Raw genomic sequence first — 13,759 nt, forward strand, 5'->3', positions numbered from 1 at the left:
GAAGCGCAATGAGCAACCAACAACCGTTAACAATGAGCCGCCGCCGCTTCCTGACCGGCGCCGCCGCGCTGGCCGCTGCCCCGCTGCTGGCAGGCTTATGGCCCAAAGCGGCGCTGGCGCAGGCCATCAGCGAAGCGCTGCCGCAGTTCATCGCCTTGCGTCAGGCGCAAAAAGGCATCCTGACCGGCGCCCACTGGGGCGCGTTCGAGGCCATCGTGCAGGACGGCAAGATGGTCGGCGTGCAGCCGGTGCAGGACGATCCGTACCCCAATGAGCTGATCACCATGGCGCCTTATCAGGTGCACGCCGAGAACCGCATCAAATACCCGATGGTGCGTAAAAGCTGGCTGGAGGGCGGCCCCGGCAGCCGCACCGAGCTGCGCGGCCGCGACGAGTGGGTGCGCGTCAGCTGGGACAAAGCGACCGAGCTGGTGTGCAATGAGATCGTTCGCCTGCAAAAAGATCACGGGCCGCAGTCGATCTACGCCGGTTCCTACGGCTGGAAAAGCGTCGGCATGCTGCACAACAGCCGCACGCTCCTGCAGCGCCTGATGAACCTGACCGGCGGTTTCCTCGGCTACGCCGGCGACTACTCCACCGGCGCGGCGCAGGTGATCATGTCGCACGTGGTCGGTTCGATGGAGGTCTACGAACAGCAGACCGCCTGGCCAAACGTGATCGAGAACAGCGAGCTGGTGATCCTGTGGGGCTGCAACCCGATGGTCACGCTGAAAAACAGCTGGAACGTGCCGGATCACGTCGGCCAGACCGGCTTTGAGGCGTTGAAGAAGAAAGGCACCCGGGTGATCAGCATCGATCCGGTGCACAGCGACAGCGCCAAGTTCGTCAATGCGCAGTGGATCGCCCCGCGTCCTTATACCGACGGCGCCATGCTGATCGGCATCGCCCATACGCTGCTGACCGAGAAGCTGCATAACCCGGACTTCCTGAAAACCTACACCGTCGGCTTCGACAAGTTCCAGGCCTACCTGCTGGGCGAGCGCGACGGCGTGGCGAAAACCGCCGAATGGGCGGCCGACATCAGCGGCGTCGATGCCGACACGCTGCGCGCACTGGCGCGCGAGATGGCGAAGCATCGCACCATGATCATGGGCGGCTGGGGCATTCAGCGCCAGCACCACGGCGAACAGCAGCACTGGCTGCTGGTGACGGTGGCGGCGATGCTCGGCCAGATCGGCCTGCCGGGCGGCGGCTTCGGCTTCAGCTACCACTATTCCTCCGGCGGCAGCCCGACCGCCAAGGGCGGCATCATCGCCGGCATCTCCGCCGGCAACGCGCCGAAGAACTCGCCGGCGCCGATCCCGGTGGCGCGCATCGCCGAATGCCTGAGCAACCCGGGAAAAACCATCGACTTCAACGGCGCCAAGGTCACCTACCCCGAGGTGAAAATGGTGTATGTGGCGGGCGGCAACACCTTCCACCAGCATCAGGACACCAATAACCTGGTCAAAGCCTGGCAGCGGCCGGACACCATCGTGGTCAACGAGCCTTACTGGACTGCCACCGCCAAGCATGCCGATATCGTGCTGCCGGCCACCACCAGCTACGAGCGCAACGATCTGGAAATGGGCGGCGACTATTCGCAGCTCTACGTGTTCCCGATGCACCAATGCGTGCCGCCGCAGCACGAGTCGCGCAGCGACTTCGACATCTTCTCGGCGATGGCGGCCAGACTGGGCGTGCAGGAAGCCTTTACCGAAGGCAAGGACGAAACCCAGTGGCTGAAAGGCATGTACGACGACATGAAGAACCAGGCGCGCGCGGCCCGGGTGGCGCTGCCGCCGTTCGACATGTTCTGGCAATCCAACAACTACGTGCGCTTCCCGGTGCCGGAGGCCAACAAGCAGTGGGTGCGCTTCGCCGACTATCGCGACAACCCGCTGCTGAACCCGCTGGGCACGCCGTCGGGCAAGATCGAGATCTACTCCGACGCCATCGCCAAAATGCATTATGAGGATTGCCCCGGCATCCCGACCTGGATGCCACCGCACGAGTGGTATCGCGGGCCGGAAGCGGCCAAATATCCGCTGTCACTCAATACCGCGCACCCGACCAACCGGCTGCACTCCCAGCTCGACAACACGCCGCTGCGCGAGAAATACGCGGTGGCGGATCGTGAAGCGATCCTGATCCACCCGCAGGACGCGCAGCCGCGCGGCATCAGCGGCGGCGATCTGGTGCGGGCGTTCAACGATCGTGGCCAGATCCTGGTGGGCGCGGTGGTCAGCGAAGACGTGCGGCCCGGCGTGGTGCGCATCAGCGAAGGCGCCTGGTTCGATCCGGCCGATCCGGCGCAGCCAGGCTCGCTGTGCAAGAACGGCAACGTCAACTGCCTGACCTTCGACATCGGCTCTTCCAGCCTGGCGCAGGGCAACTGCGGGCAGATGGCGCAGCTGCAGATCGAGAAGTATCGGGGGCCGGTATTGAAAAATACCGCGCACACGGTGCCGCAAGGCGCCTGATTTACCCGCAAGCAAGGGGCGTAACGCGTAATGCTGGTCAGTTAGCGTTTTTCTGAACGTATTTGTGCAGTTTTCGGTCGATAAAGGTGAGATGCGCCATGAGGCTCATACGCCTCGACCGAGCCAGGGGCCGAAGGCGCGGCCCCTGGCAACCCGCGCCTTTGCCCTATCAGACGGTTGGCTTTGCCAACTTCCCTCTCTCCGCCATACCGCATTGAGGCCGGTTGCGACAGGCGTCCCTGCCTGTCTCACCTGAAACCGCCGTCCATGGCGGTTTCTCCTAATGCGCTATGCCTGCGTTCGGCGTCTTCAAGGGCGTCCAACCCTGTGTTCATCTCCGACTTCTCTGCCATAACGTCATAAAGAACAGGTTGCCCGGTAGCTGCCAGCACGGGTGTTGACCTTTGGCGCGCATCACCGGCTGCCGAGCAAGACGGCGTTGTCAGGGGCAACCGGCCAGGGAAGGCCGGTTGAGGCGAGACTAACAGGGACGTTTGTCGCAGCCGACCCGCCCGACAATGCAGACGCGGCGAGGGTATCCGCACAGCGGACAGTCGGTGTTAAGCGAAGGCGCGGGTGGAGGGGCCGCGCCTTCGGCCCCTCCAATTGCCGTTCATTGTAGTAACAGAGAAATTCTGGGCATTTAGGGCAATTCATCCTGCACGACACGTAAAGAGACTGGATAAAAAATACCAGTCAGGTTCAAGTGACCAGCATTAGGCGCAACGCGCCCTTTTTTTCTCGTCGCCGTGCGACATATCCGTTTACCCTTCGCCGCAAGGGAGCGGTTTGCGTTTCATTTCAACGGGCGTATGATGCGCGCGACCTTCCTTTTTCGACGAATTCTCAACCACCATGCCGACTTCATCCGCAGTAACGCGACGCACGCCCGATCTCACTTCGCTGGCCTTTTTGGCGGTGGCGTTCCTGACCGGCATCGCCGGCGCCCTGCAAACCCCGACGCTGAGCCTGTTTCTGGAAACCGAGGTCAAGGTACGGCCGGCGCTGATCGGGCTGTTCTTTACCGGCAGCGCGGTGATTGGCATTCTGGTCAGCCAGTTTCTCGCCGGCCGTTCGGATAAACAAGGCGACCGCAAGTCACTTATTTTCCTCTGCTGCATGCTGGGTGCGCTGGGGTTCACGCTGTTCGCCTGGAACCGCGACTATTACCTGCTGCTGATCGTCGGCGTGGTGCTCACCAGCTTCGGCTCCACCGCCAACCCGCAGATGTTTGCGCTGGCGCGTGAGCATGCCGACCGTTCCGGCCGCGAGGCGGTGATGTTCACCTCCATCATGCGCGCCCAGGTCTCCCTGGCCTGGGTCATTGGCCCGCCGATCGCCTTCGCGCTGGCGCTGGGCTTCGGCTTTAAGGTCATGTATCTGGCGGGCGCGGCGGCCTTTGTGCTGTGCGGCCTGCTGGTGTGGAAACGGCTGCCCTCGATGCCGAAAACCGCGGCGACGAACGCGCCCCTGGCCGCACCGCGGCAGCACCGCCGCGATTCGCTGCTGCTGTTCGTCGCCTGCACCCTGATGTGGACCGCCAACAGCATGTACCTGATCAACATGCCGCTGTATGTGGTGCACGAGCTGCGGCTGCCGGAGCGGCTGGCCGGGATATTGATGGGCGCCGCCGCCGGGCTGGAGATCCCGGTCATGCTGCTCGCCGGCCTGGCGGCGAAGCGCTGCGGCAAACGCCGCTTGATGCGCGGAGCGGTGGTCGCCGGCGTGCTGTTCTACTGCGGCCTGCTGTTTATCACCGGCAGCTGGCAGCTCATCGTTCTGCAACTGCTGAATGCGGCGTTTATCGGCGTGCTGGCGGGGATCGGCATGCTCTACTTCCAGGATTTGATGCCCGGCCAGGCCGGCGCGGCCACCACGCTGTTCACCAACACCACCCGGGTGGGCTGGATCATCGCCGGCTCGATCGCCGGTGCGGTAGCGGAAATCTGGAACTACCATGCGGTGTTTTACGCCGCGCTCGCGATGACGGTGGGAGCCACGCTGTGCCTGTGGCGGTTGAAAGACGCTTAGGGCGCGGTGTCCGCTTCCAGCCTGGCGAGATAAATCAGCGCCTGATCGCGGTGATCGTGGCACATGTCGCGGCTCGGCTGCAGGCTGCCGCACACTTTCGGCCGCAGCGGCGAATGAAACAGGCCGCAGCGCAGCTGTTCATCCAGGTGAATGCAGCGGGTATTGGCGGGCTTGCCGTTCGGCATATCGGGGATCGGGCTGGATATTGACGGCGCGATACAGCAGGCGCCGCAGTCACTGCGACAGTCCATCAGCGCTACTCCTGGTGGGCTGGGGGAAAAGAAGCGCGACAATAGCAGCCGCGCGCGGCGGCCGCCAGCAGAATCCCTGCGCCCCGGCGATCTTTACACTCATCGCCCTGCGCCGGCCGGCGTCATCCTATGGCGAATAAACGCCCAATAAACCTTTATTTAAAGATAAAAACGCGTGAAACGTGCAACTCCCCCGCTTTACATGCGCCATGCGCCCATGTACCATTGAGCTAGTACAAAAGAACCTCTTCCACCAGGAGCACGCATGTCTACGAACACCATCCAGAAGCTGGCCCGCCCTTCGATCCTCGGCGGCGCGATGATCATTGCCGGAACCGCCGTTGGCGCCGGCATGTTTTCCATTCCGATCGTCACTTCCGGTGTCTGGTTCAGCGGTTCCGTCGCGCTGCTGGTGTATACCTGGGCCTGCATGCTGCTTTCCGGCCTGATGATCCTCGAAGCCACGCTGCACTACCCGAGCGGCGCCAGCTTCAACACCATGGTCAAGGATCTGCTGGGTAAAGGCTGGAACGCCGTGAACGGCCTGTCGGTGGCGTTCGTGCTGTATATCCTGACCTACGCCTATATCTCCGCCGGCGGCTCGATCATCGCCCACACACTGGAAGGCATCGTCGGCGTCGGCCAGACCACCGCCGGCCTGGTGTTCGCGCTGGTCGTGGCGTTTATCGTCTGGCTCTCCACCCGCGCGGTCGATCGCCTGAGCACCATTCTGATCGGCGGTATGATGATCACCTTCGTGATGTCGGTGGGCGACATGTTCACCCACGTGCAACCCGCGGTGCTGTTCAACACCGGCGATGACCAGGCCAGCTATTTGCCTTACGCCCTGGCGGCGTTGCCTTACCTGCTGACCTCGTTCGGCTACCACGGCAACATTCCCGGGCTGGTGAAGTACTACCACAAGGACAGCGGCTCCGTGGTGCGCAGCCTGGTGTACGGCACCCTGCTGGCATTGGCTATCTATATCCTGTGGCAGTATGTGATTCAGGGCAATATCGCGCGCGACGCTTTTAAGCAGGTGATCGCCGAAGGCGGCAATATCGGCAGCCTGCTCAAGCAAATGGGCAACGTCTCCAGCAGCCAGACCGTTAGCCAACTGCTGAACGCCTTCTCCTATATGGCGCTGGCCAGCTCGTTCCTCGGCGTATCGCTGGGCCTGTTCGACTACCTGGCGGACTTCTGCAAGTTCAAGGACGACGGCATCGGGCGCAGCAAGACCGCGCTAGTGACCTTTGTGCCGCCGACCCTGGCCGCGCTGCTGTTCCCGAACGGTTTCCTGTACGCCATCGGCTTCGCCGGGCTGGCGGCCACCATCTGGGCAGTGATCGTGCCGGCGCTGATGGCGCGCGCCAGCCGCCGCCGCTATCCGCAGGCGGGATACCGCGCACCGGGCGGCAACGGCGTGATCCTATTCGTCATCCTGTTCGGCTTGATCAACGCCGCCGCGCATATTCTGTCGCTGTTCGGTCTGCTGCCGGTCTTCCACTAATCCTCGAAGGGAGAGCGCCTGCTCTCCCCTTCCCACACTGTTTTTACGCCGGGCTATTGCCTGAAATCGGCGGCGCGAGTACCTTGTCGCAACTTCTCTCATACTCCTCATTGCGGATAAATTGAAATGGCAAGAGCTAACGAAATTAAGCGCGGCATGGCGATCAGCTACAACGGCAAGCTGCTGCTGGTAAAAGATATCGACGTGCAGAGCCCGAGCGCCCGCGGCGCCAGCACCCTGTACAAAATGCGCTTCTCCGACGTGCGTACCGGCCTGAAAGTGGAAGAACGCTTCAAGGGCGACGATATCCTGGACACCATTTCCCTGTCGCGCCGCAAGGTGAACTTCTCCTATATCGACGGCGAAGAATACGTGTTCATGGATGATGAGGATTATACCCCGTACATCTTCAAGAAAGACCAGATCGAAGACGAGCTGCTGTTCATTCCGGAAGGCGGCCTGCCGGGCATGCAGGTGCTGACGCTGGATGGCCAGGTGCTGGCGCTGGAGCTGCCGCAGACCGTGGATATGGAAATCGTCGAGACCGCGCCGGGCATCAAAGGCGCTTCCGCCAGCGCCCGCAACAAACCGGCCACCATGGCGACCGGCCTGGTGATCCACGTGCCGGAATACCTCAGCGCCGGCGACAAGATCCGCATTCATATCGCCGAACGCCGCTACATGAGCCGCGCCGACTAGTCGCGCCAGCGGGGCCGAGTCTCGGCCCCGTTTCATTTTCCTCTATGGCAGTTCCGGGAAAAAACGCCGCTTGAGCGCCAGCTCGACGCCACGCAGCTCCGCCAGCCCTTTCAACCGCCCGATGGCCGAATAGCCCGGATTGGTTTTCTTTTTCAAATCGTCCAGCATCTGATGCCCATGATCGGGGCGCATCGGAATCGGCCGCCGATCGCCCGCTCGTTGCCGACGCAGCTCTTCGGCCAGGATCGCTTCGATCACCGCCACCATGTCCACATCGCCCTGCAGGTGCGCCCCTTCGTGGAAGCTTTTCGGGTTCTCCTCGCGGCAGGTGGCACGCAGGTGGGTAAAGTGAATGCGATCGCCGAAGGTTTCAATCATCCGCACCAGATCGTTATCGGCACGCACGCCGTATGAACCGGTGCACATGGTGAAACCGTTATGAATGCTGTCAACGGTCTGTTTCAGCCACTGCATGTCTTCAATCGTGGAGACGATGCGCGGCAGGCCGAGGATCGGCCGCGGCGGATCGTCGGGGTGCACCGCCAGCCGGATGCCGGCCTCTTCCGCCACCGGCACGATGGCGCGCAAAAAGACCGCCATGTTTTCGCGCAGCCGCGCCTTGTCGATACCGTCGTATTCCGCCAACCGGCGGCGGAACTGTTCCAGCGTGTAGCCCTCTTCCGCCCCCGGCAGCCCGGCGATGATGTTGCCGGTCAGCCGGTTTTTTTCTTCCTCGCTCATGGCGGCGAAACGGGCTGCCGCCTGGCTGCGTTCCTGCGGCGTATAGTCCGCCTCGGCGCCGGCGCGCTGCAGGATATGCAGCTCGAACGCGGCGAAGGCAATCTGATCGAAACGCAGCGCTTTGGAACCGTCCGGCAGCGGATAGGCCAGATCGGTGCGCGTCCAGTCGAGGATCGGCATGAAGTTGTAGCAGACGGTGTCGATGCCGCAGGCCGCCAGGTTGCGCAGCGACTGCTGGTAATTGGCGATGTACCGCCGCCAGTCGCCGCTGTGGGTTTTGATCTCCTCATGTACCGGCACGCTCTCCACCACCGACCACACCAGCCCCTTTTCCGCCAACAGCGCCTGCCGCGCGCGGATTTCGTCGATCGGCCAGACGTCACCGTTCGCGATATGGTGCAGCGCCGTCACCACCCCGGTCGCCCCGGCCTGACGCACATCGTCCAAAGAAACCGGATCGTTCGGGCCATACCAACGCCATGTTTGTTCCATGTTTTGTCCTTATGCCTGTCTCGCACCGCAATGCTGTTATACCAGTTTAATTTAGATGTCAGTTATCTTTAACTTACTCTTTCCCCCTGCGCTGTCAAAACCGAACCCCTCATTGGTTGATCCACTTCACGATTCTGGCTTATTTTGGACTGACCAATTCCTTTAACTGGCCGACATCCCTACACTGGTCGCAGTTTTTTATCACCGGCGCCACCCTGCCTATGCGGCGGAAAACTGGTCTGCTAACTTGGCGCAAGTGGCCCGCCAGCTGTCTTACACGCTTTGGAGATAAGATGAAAACGATCGCCAACACCCCGCTACCGGGCGCCGTCCGGCAGCCGGGCTATGACCGCCGGGCCCTGCGCAGCCGCATCGTGCACCTTGGCTTCGGCGCGTTCCACCGCGCGCACCAGGCGCTGCTGACCGATCGGGTGCTGAACGCCCACGGCGGCGACTGGGGCATTTGCGAAATCAGCCTTTCCGGCGGCGTGCCGCTGTTTGAGGCGCTGCGGCAACAGGATCATCTGTACAGCGTGCTGGAGAAAGGCGCGGACGGTCATCAGGCCATCGTGGTCGGTGCGGTGCATGAGAGCCTGCACCGCAAGCTGGAGGGCATCGCCGCGGTGCTGGAGAAGCTGGCCGAGCCACAGGTGGCGATCGTTTCGATGACCATCACCGAAAAAGGCTACTGCATCGAGCCCGGCAGCGGGCGGCTGGATCGACAGCATCCGGGGATCGTCGCCGATCTGGCGTGGCCACATCAGCCGCAGACCGTGCCCGGCATTTTGGTGGAAGCGCTGCGGCTGCGGCGCGAACGCGGCCTGCCCGCCTTCTCCCTGCTCTCCTGCGACAATATTCCGGAGAACGGCCACGTGCTGCGCCGGGCGGTGCTCGATCTGGCGCAGGCGCGAGATCCGTCGCTCGCCGATTGGATCGCCACCGCCGCCACCTTCCCCTGCACCATGGTGGATCGCATCGTGCCGGCCGCCACGCCGGCCACGCTGGATGAGATTGCCGCCGCGCTGGGCGGCGTGCGCGACGAATGCGCCATCGCCTGCGAGCCCTTCATTCAATGGGTGGTGGAAGACAACTTCGCCGCCGGACGCCCGGCGTGGGAACTGGCCGGCGCCCAACTGGTCAGCGATGTGCTGCCGTTTGAACACATGAAGCTGCGCATGCTGAACGGCAGTCACTCGTTCCTGGCTTATCTCGGCTACCTGGGCGGCTACCGCTATATCAACGAGTGCATGGCGGATGAACACTACCGCCGCGCCGCCCTGCGGTTGATGCTGGACGAACAGGCCCCGACGCTGAGCGTCACCGGCATCAGTCTGGCCGACTACGCCGCACAGCTAATCGCGCGCTTCAGCAATCCGGCGCTGCAACACCTCACCTGGCAGATCGCCATGGACGGTTCGCAGAAGCTGCCGCAACGTCTGCTGGACGCGGTACGCTGGCATCTGCGGCACGGCGGCGACTATAGCGGGCTGGCGCTGGGCGTGGCGGGCTGGATGCGTTACGTCGGCGGCGTCGATGACGCCGGTCAGCCGATCGACATTCGCGATCCGCTGGCAGACGTGCTGCAACAGACGATCGCCGCAACACCGGACGATCGGCGGCGCGTGACGGCGCTGTTGGCGCTGAAAGCGGTGTTCGGCGAAACGCTGGCGACGCATGCGGCGTTTACCGACGCGGTGACGCAAGCCTATTTGTCGCTGCGCGATCGCGGTGCGCGTGAAACGGTGAAGGAGTGGGTGATGCGGTGAGAAGCCTGCAAGGCCGAGAATAACCATGCCGGCGTAACGTTACGCCGGCATGGCGGAACGACTTAACGATAAACGACCGTCATAACAGCGAGTTTCTTCTGTTGGTCCACCCACTTCATTTCGGTTGTGCCTAGATTTAGCGGAAGTTCTTTGCGTGTAGCATCAAAACCTGACAACGCTTGCTGGGCCTGATAATGCTGGCCGTTGCGGTAACATTGCGTATTCGCCTTAGAATCTGCAATCTTGACCGTGCAAGGACTTTCAACAATAGAACCGACGAAGCGAATTACCCCGCCGGCCACGCCTGCATGACTCACTGCCGTCCATGAAAACAACATTCCTACGATCAAAAATAACCGAAAGGTATTCATGGCAACCTCATTTTTAGTTAAGCCAATTTAACCATAGAGGATCTTGTTAGGAATAATCGCAAGGAAAGGGACGAGATTTGATCGTTAATCGCGTCATTAACAATGTAAAAACAAGCTACTAACAAAAGTTAACCGCATCTAATACAGGGTTTTATCTAAGAATTTTCTTGCAAAGAAAGGTGGATTTTACCGGTTGAAAAGCGCAGGGTGACGTGCAAAATTTGCGAGATAGAGCACAAATTAAATCGCGGCCGTTTCACCGATACGGCTGCGTAACTCATTTATTAAGCAGGTTAATTTTTGCGCCAGGAATTATTAATGACCAAAACCAATTTGATTACCGGTTTCCTCGGCAGCGGTAAAACCACCACTATCCGCCATTTGCTGGCTCATAAGCCCGAACATGAACGCTGGGCGGTATTGGTCAATGAATTCGGCGAGATCGGCATCGACGGCGCGCTGCTGGCGGACAGTGGCGCGGTGCTCAAAGAGATCCCCGGCGGTTGCATGTGCTGCGTCAACGGTCTGCCGATGCAGGTAGGCCTGAATATGCTGTTGCAGCAAGCCAAACCGGACCGGCTGCTGATCGAGCCGACCGGGCTCGGGCATCCGAAACAAATCCTGTCGCTGCTGACCCAGGAAAGCTATGCCGGCTGGATCGATCTGCAGGCCACCCTGTGCCTGTTGGATGCCCGCCAGCTCAGCCAGCCGCGCTACCGCGACAACGAAAACTTCCGCGATCAGCTGGCCGCGGCCGACGTTATTTTGGCCAGCAAAAGCGACACCTATCAGCCGGAAGACAGGCGGGCGCTGGCGGCCTGGAAGACGCAAGATGCGCTGCAGCGGCCCTGCTACGCCATCGCGCAAGGCGAAGCGGATGTCGCGCTGTTGTCACTTCCGCGCACGAATCGTACAGAATTGCCGGACGCACAGCATCATCATGGTCAGGCGAAAAAGCAGGGGCTGGCGGCGCTGCGGCTGCCGGAGCACGCCCGCTGGCGGCGAGCGTTGAATGAAGGCCAAGGCTTCACCAGCTGCGGCTGGATTTTTGACGGCGACACCCGGTTCGATACCGTCGGCTTTATGGAATGGGTACGGCTGGCACCGGTCGAACGCGCCAAAGGCGTGGTACGCATCCCCGAAGGCACGTTACTGATCAACCGTCAGGGGCAGGATCTTAACATCGAAACCCGCCCGGTCGCGCCGCTCGACAGCCGAATTGAGCTTATCCACAGCGAAAATGCCGATTGGAACGCCCTGCAATCCGCCTTGTTTAAGATTCGTTTAAGTTAAACCCCGTACCGTTGCCCCCCGGTTGCCGCAGGGCGGCCGGGTTTTATTTCGTTTTCATTTTTCCAACAGGTTTATGTCATGACACGCCGCAATTTACCCTTCATTCTCTTCTTCAACTTACTGGGCGTTGCGCTGTTCCTGTCCTGGTTCCTGCCGGCCAATCACGGCGGCTGGTTTACTCTGGATTCGGCGATTTTCTTCTTCTTTAACCGCCATCTGGCCACCGACCCGGCGTTTTTGCACCTGGTCGCCATCACCAATAACCGTGCGTTTGATGTCATTTCGCTGCTCGCCATGGGGCTGCTGTATCTGTACTTCTACCTGAAGCAGGACGCCGCCGGCCGCCGCCGCCTGGTGATCACCGGCGTGGTGATGCTGCTGACTGCCGTGGTGCTGAACCAGCTTGGCCATCTGCTGCCGGTGAAACATCCGAGCCCCACCCTGACCTTCGACAATATCCATCGTGTCAGCGAGCTGACCGGCATCCCCACCAAGGACGCTTCCGGCGACAGTTTCCCCGGCGACCACGGCATGATGCTGATTATTTTTTCCTGCTTTATGCTGCGCTATTTCGGCCGCGGTGCCTTCGCCATCGCCCTGCTGATTACGCTGGTCTTCTCATTGCCACGCGTGATGATTGGCGCCCACTGGTTTACCGATATCGCCGTCGGCTCACTGTCCGTGGTGCTGGTTGGCGCCAGCTGGGTACTGATGACGCCTTGCAGCGACTGGATCGTCGATCGGTTGAACCGCCTGTTGCCCGGCAAGCACCGCCCCGGCCAACCATAACTTGCGTCTATGACTCATGCCGGGAGGCGTCCGCCTCCCGGCCTTTATCCCTTCACCGAACGCAAAATATCGCCGCCCCGTCGTTAACGCTTTTGCAACCTGATTTCACACCAGATTCATACATCGGACAATTGGCGTTTTTTATATGAAGATTTACATTACACTTTAACACTAAAATAAAATAATTTCCCTAGCTATCGTATGTAGCTGACTTGCGGGATAACGCCATGTAACGCCCTATATTGAATTCTATTACCAAACTATCCCAACACCATTACCTTCACTGAAAAATTCGCTATAGGGCGTTTTAAGAGCATTGCCAGTCACTCACCATTACCCTAAGATAACTATGGCTACTAAACTCTACTGGGAATGATGAAAAATGACAGGTGAAAAAACTCGAAGGGGAAGCCAAGAACTGAACGTGTTCGAATCTAATGTTGATTCACAATACATGTCATAAAACATCATTACTTACTACATTCTGAAAAGGAATTTATACAATGACAGCAACTGATGTTGAAAAATCATCAAGACTTCTTAAATTAGTTGAGTCCATAGCAATCACACCCGATGATGCTAAAAAAATAGTGAACCAATACAAAAAATCGGTGCTTGCTGCAAATCCAAAGCTCCAAGAATTGGAAATTCAGAAAATTGTCGCAAAAAAAATCGTCAGCCGTTATTCAAGTTACTCTAGTATTTCGGGTGGCGTAACCTCATTAAGTAGCATTATTCCTGGGGTAGGTACAGCAGTTGCAGTTACAGGGGGGGCTATAGCAGACACATCTTATTGTATGAAAAATCAAGTTGATATGTGTATGTGCCTAGCGGAAGCATTTAATTGGGACATTAGCAGTGAAGATGCTAGGCAACTATCATTTTTAATAGCAGCAGGTGGTACACTAGAAAAGCTCGGAAGTGAAACTGTCGTGAAGATAGCATCAAATGCTGGCGTAAAAATGTTGAAAATGTATTTAAAAGGCTCTGCACTAATCGTCATTAAAGAAATGTTCAAAAAAATAGGAATCAACTTCTCGCGTAAAGCCTTAGAAAAATCCCTACCATTTGGAGTGGGTGTTGTTATTAGTTCATCAGCCAACTACATGCTAGCAAAATACGTCGGCAAGGTTGCCACAAAATGGTTTACAATTGAACAAGAAAGCCGTAACAACGATTTAGCTACTACCGATAAGAACATATAGTAACTTAAAAACCTGATCAAAAGGTACTGGCGGGAGTACTACACCACATACTGCCAGTACTGGAAGAATGACGTAATTCCATGCAATAATAAATGTTAGAACATACCCCAATGCCTGCCGCCACGTGA

11 protein-coding genes are annotated in these 13,759 nt (G+C 59.3%); 8 read left to right on the forward strand and 3 right to left on the reverse strand.

Features of this window, described 5'->3' with window-relative positions:
• The first annotated feature begins 8 nt into the window (after positions 1–8).
• Both torA and C9411_RS04760 read left to right on the forward strand, forming a co-directional pair.
• A complete protein-coding gene (torA, locus tag C9411_RS04755; RefSeq protein WP_063989313.1) occupies positions 9–2,483 on the forward strand; it encodes a trimethylamine-N-oxide reductase TorA in 2,475 nt (824 codons plus the stop codon).
• Between the two features lie 855 nt (positions 2,484–3,338).
• Complete coding sequence (locus tag C9411_RS04760; RefSeq protein ID WP_107226539.1) at positions 3,339–4,514, forward strand: sugar efflux transporter; 1,176 nt, start codon at positions 3,339–3,341, stop codon at positions 4,512–4,514.
• Here the strand turns inward: C9411_RS04760 and C9411_RS04765 are convergent.
• A complete protein-coding gene (locus tag C9411_RS04765; RefSeq protein ID WP_107226540.1) occupies positions 4,511–4,765 on the reverse strand; it encodes a YkgJ family cysteine cluster protein in 255 nt (84 codons plus the stop codon). The two genes, C9411_RS04760 and C9411_RS04765, sit on opposite strands and share 4 nt — an antisense overlap.
• Positions 4,766–5,030: 265 nt before the next feature.
• Between C9411_RS04765 and mtr the strand changes: the two genes are divergently transcribed.
• Both mtr and yeiP read left to right on the forward strand, forming a co-directional pair.
• Entirely contained in the window at positions 5,031–6,275 is a 1,245-nt protein-coding gene (mtr, locus tag C9411_RS04770; RefSeq protein ID WP_107226541.1) for a tryptophan permease, read from the forward strand.
• A gap of 126 nt (positions 6,276–6,401) precedes the next feature.
• On the forward strand, positions 6,402–6,974 hold the full coding sequence (gene yeiP, locus C9411_RS04775; protein ID WP_004935725.1) for an elongation factor P-like protein YeiP: 573 nt from the start codon (positions 6,402–6,404) through the stop codon (positions 6,972–6,974).
• A 42-nt stretch (positions 6,975–7,016) separates the two neighbouring features.
• Here the strand turns inward: yeiP and uxuA are convergent, their stop codons facing one another.
• Entirely contained in the window at positions 7,017–8,207 is a 1,191-nt protein-coding gene (uxuA, locus tag C9411_RS04780; RefSeq protein WP_107226542.1) for a mannonate dehydratase, read from the reverse strand.
• Positions 8,208–8,500: 293 nt separating this feature from the next.
• On the opposite strand from uxuA, the gene C9411_RS04785 reads away from it, so the two are divergent.
• Positions 8,501–9,973, forward strand: a complete 1,473-nt coding sequence (locus C9411_RS04785; protein WP_107226543.1) for a mannitol dehydrogenase family protein — start codon at positions 8,501–8,503, stop codon at positions 9,971–9,973.
• Between the two features lie 62 nt (positions 9,974–10,035).
• Here the strand turns inward: C9411_RS04785 and C9411_RS04790 are convergent, their stop codons facing one another.
• Positions 10,036–10,344 (reverse strand): type 1 fimbrial protein, encoded by a 309-nt coding sequence (locus C9411_RS04790; RefSeq protein WP_063988768.1) that lies wholly within the window; start codon positions 10,342–10,344, stop codon positions 10,036–10,038.
• A 318-nt stretch (positions 10,345–10,662) separates the two neighbouring features.
• Here C9411_RS04790 and C9411_RS04795 point away from each other — a divergent pair, with 318 nt between their 5' ends.
• The 3 genes from C9411_RS04795 to C9411_RS04805 all read left to right on the forward strand — a co-directional run bounded on the left by C9411_RS04795 (position 10,663) and on the right by C9411_RS04805 (position 13,631).
• The gene (locus tag C9411_RS04795) at positions 10,663–11,637 is read left to right on the forward strand and encodes a GTP-binding protein (RefSeq protein WP_063988769.1); all 975 of its coding nucleotides are present in this window, start codon (positions 10,663–10,665) and stop codon (positions 11,635–11,637) included.
• 78 nt (positions 11,638–11,715) lie between these two features.
• The gene (locus C9411_RS04800) at positions 11,716–12,426 is read left to right on the forward strand and encodes a phosphatase PAP2 family protein (protein WP_063988770.1); all 711 of its coding nucleotides are present in this window, start codon (positions 11,716–11,718) and stop codon (positions 12,424–12,426) included.
• A 503-nt stretch (positions 12,427–12,929) separates the two neighbouring features.
• Positions 12,930–13,631 carry a hypothetical protein gene (locus C9411_RS04805; protein ID WP_070559237.1) on the forward strand — a complete coding sequence of 234 codons (702 nt, stop codon included), beginning with the start codon at positions 12,930–12,932 and terminating at the stop codon, positions 13,629–13,631.
• The last annotated feature ends 128 nt before the right edge of the window (positions 13,632–13,759 follow it).

It is taken from the genome of Serratia sp. Nf2, from assembly GCF_003028435.1.
GTDB lineage: Bacteria > Pseudomonadota > Gammaproteobacteria > Enterobacterales > Enterobacteriaceae > Serratia > Serratia marcescens_L.

Coding starts and splice junctions, on each gene's coding strand:
- uxuA (WP_107226542.1), bottom strand. CDS start 8,207: ATGGAACAAACATGGCGTTGGTATGGCCCGAACGATCCGGTTTCTTTG.
- torA (WP_063989313.1), top strand. CDS start 9: ATGAGCAACCAACAACCGTTAACAATGAGCCGCCGCCGCTTCCTGACC.
- C9411_RS04785 (WP_107226543.1), top strand. CDS start 8,501: ATGAAAACGATCGCCAACACCCCGCTACCGGGCGCCGTCCGGCAGCCG.
- C9411_RS04765 (WP_107226540.1), bottom strand. CDS start 4,765: ATGGACTGTCGCAGTGACTGCGGCGCCTGCTGTATCGCGCCGTCAATA.
- C9411_RS04790 (WP_063988768.1), bottom strand. CDS start 10,344: ATGAATACCTTTCGGTTATTTTTGATCGTAGGAATGTTGTTTTCATGG.
- C9411_RS04795 (WP_063988769.1), top strand. CDS start 10,663: ATGACCAAAACCAATTTGATTACCGGTTTCCTCGGCAGCGGTAAAACC.
- C9411_RS04805 (WP_070559237.1), top strand. CDS start 12,930: ATGACAGCAACTGATGTTGAAAAATCATCAAGACTTCTTAAATTAGTT.
- mtr (WP_107226541.1), top strand. CDS start 5,031: ATGTCTACGAACACCATCCAGAAGCTGGCCCGCCCTTCGATCCTCGGC.
- C9411_RS04760 (WP_107226539.1), top strand. CDS start 3,339: ATGCCGACTTCATCCGCAGTAACGCGACGCACGCCCGATCTCACTTCG.
- yeiP (WP_004935725.1), top strand. CDS start 6,402: ATGGCAAGAGCTAACGAAATTAAGCGCGGCATGGCGATCAGCTACAAC.
- C9411_RS04800 (WP_063988770.1), top strand. CDS start 11,716: ATGACACGCCGCAATTTACCCTTCATTCTCTTCTTCAACTTACTGGGC.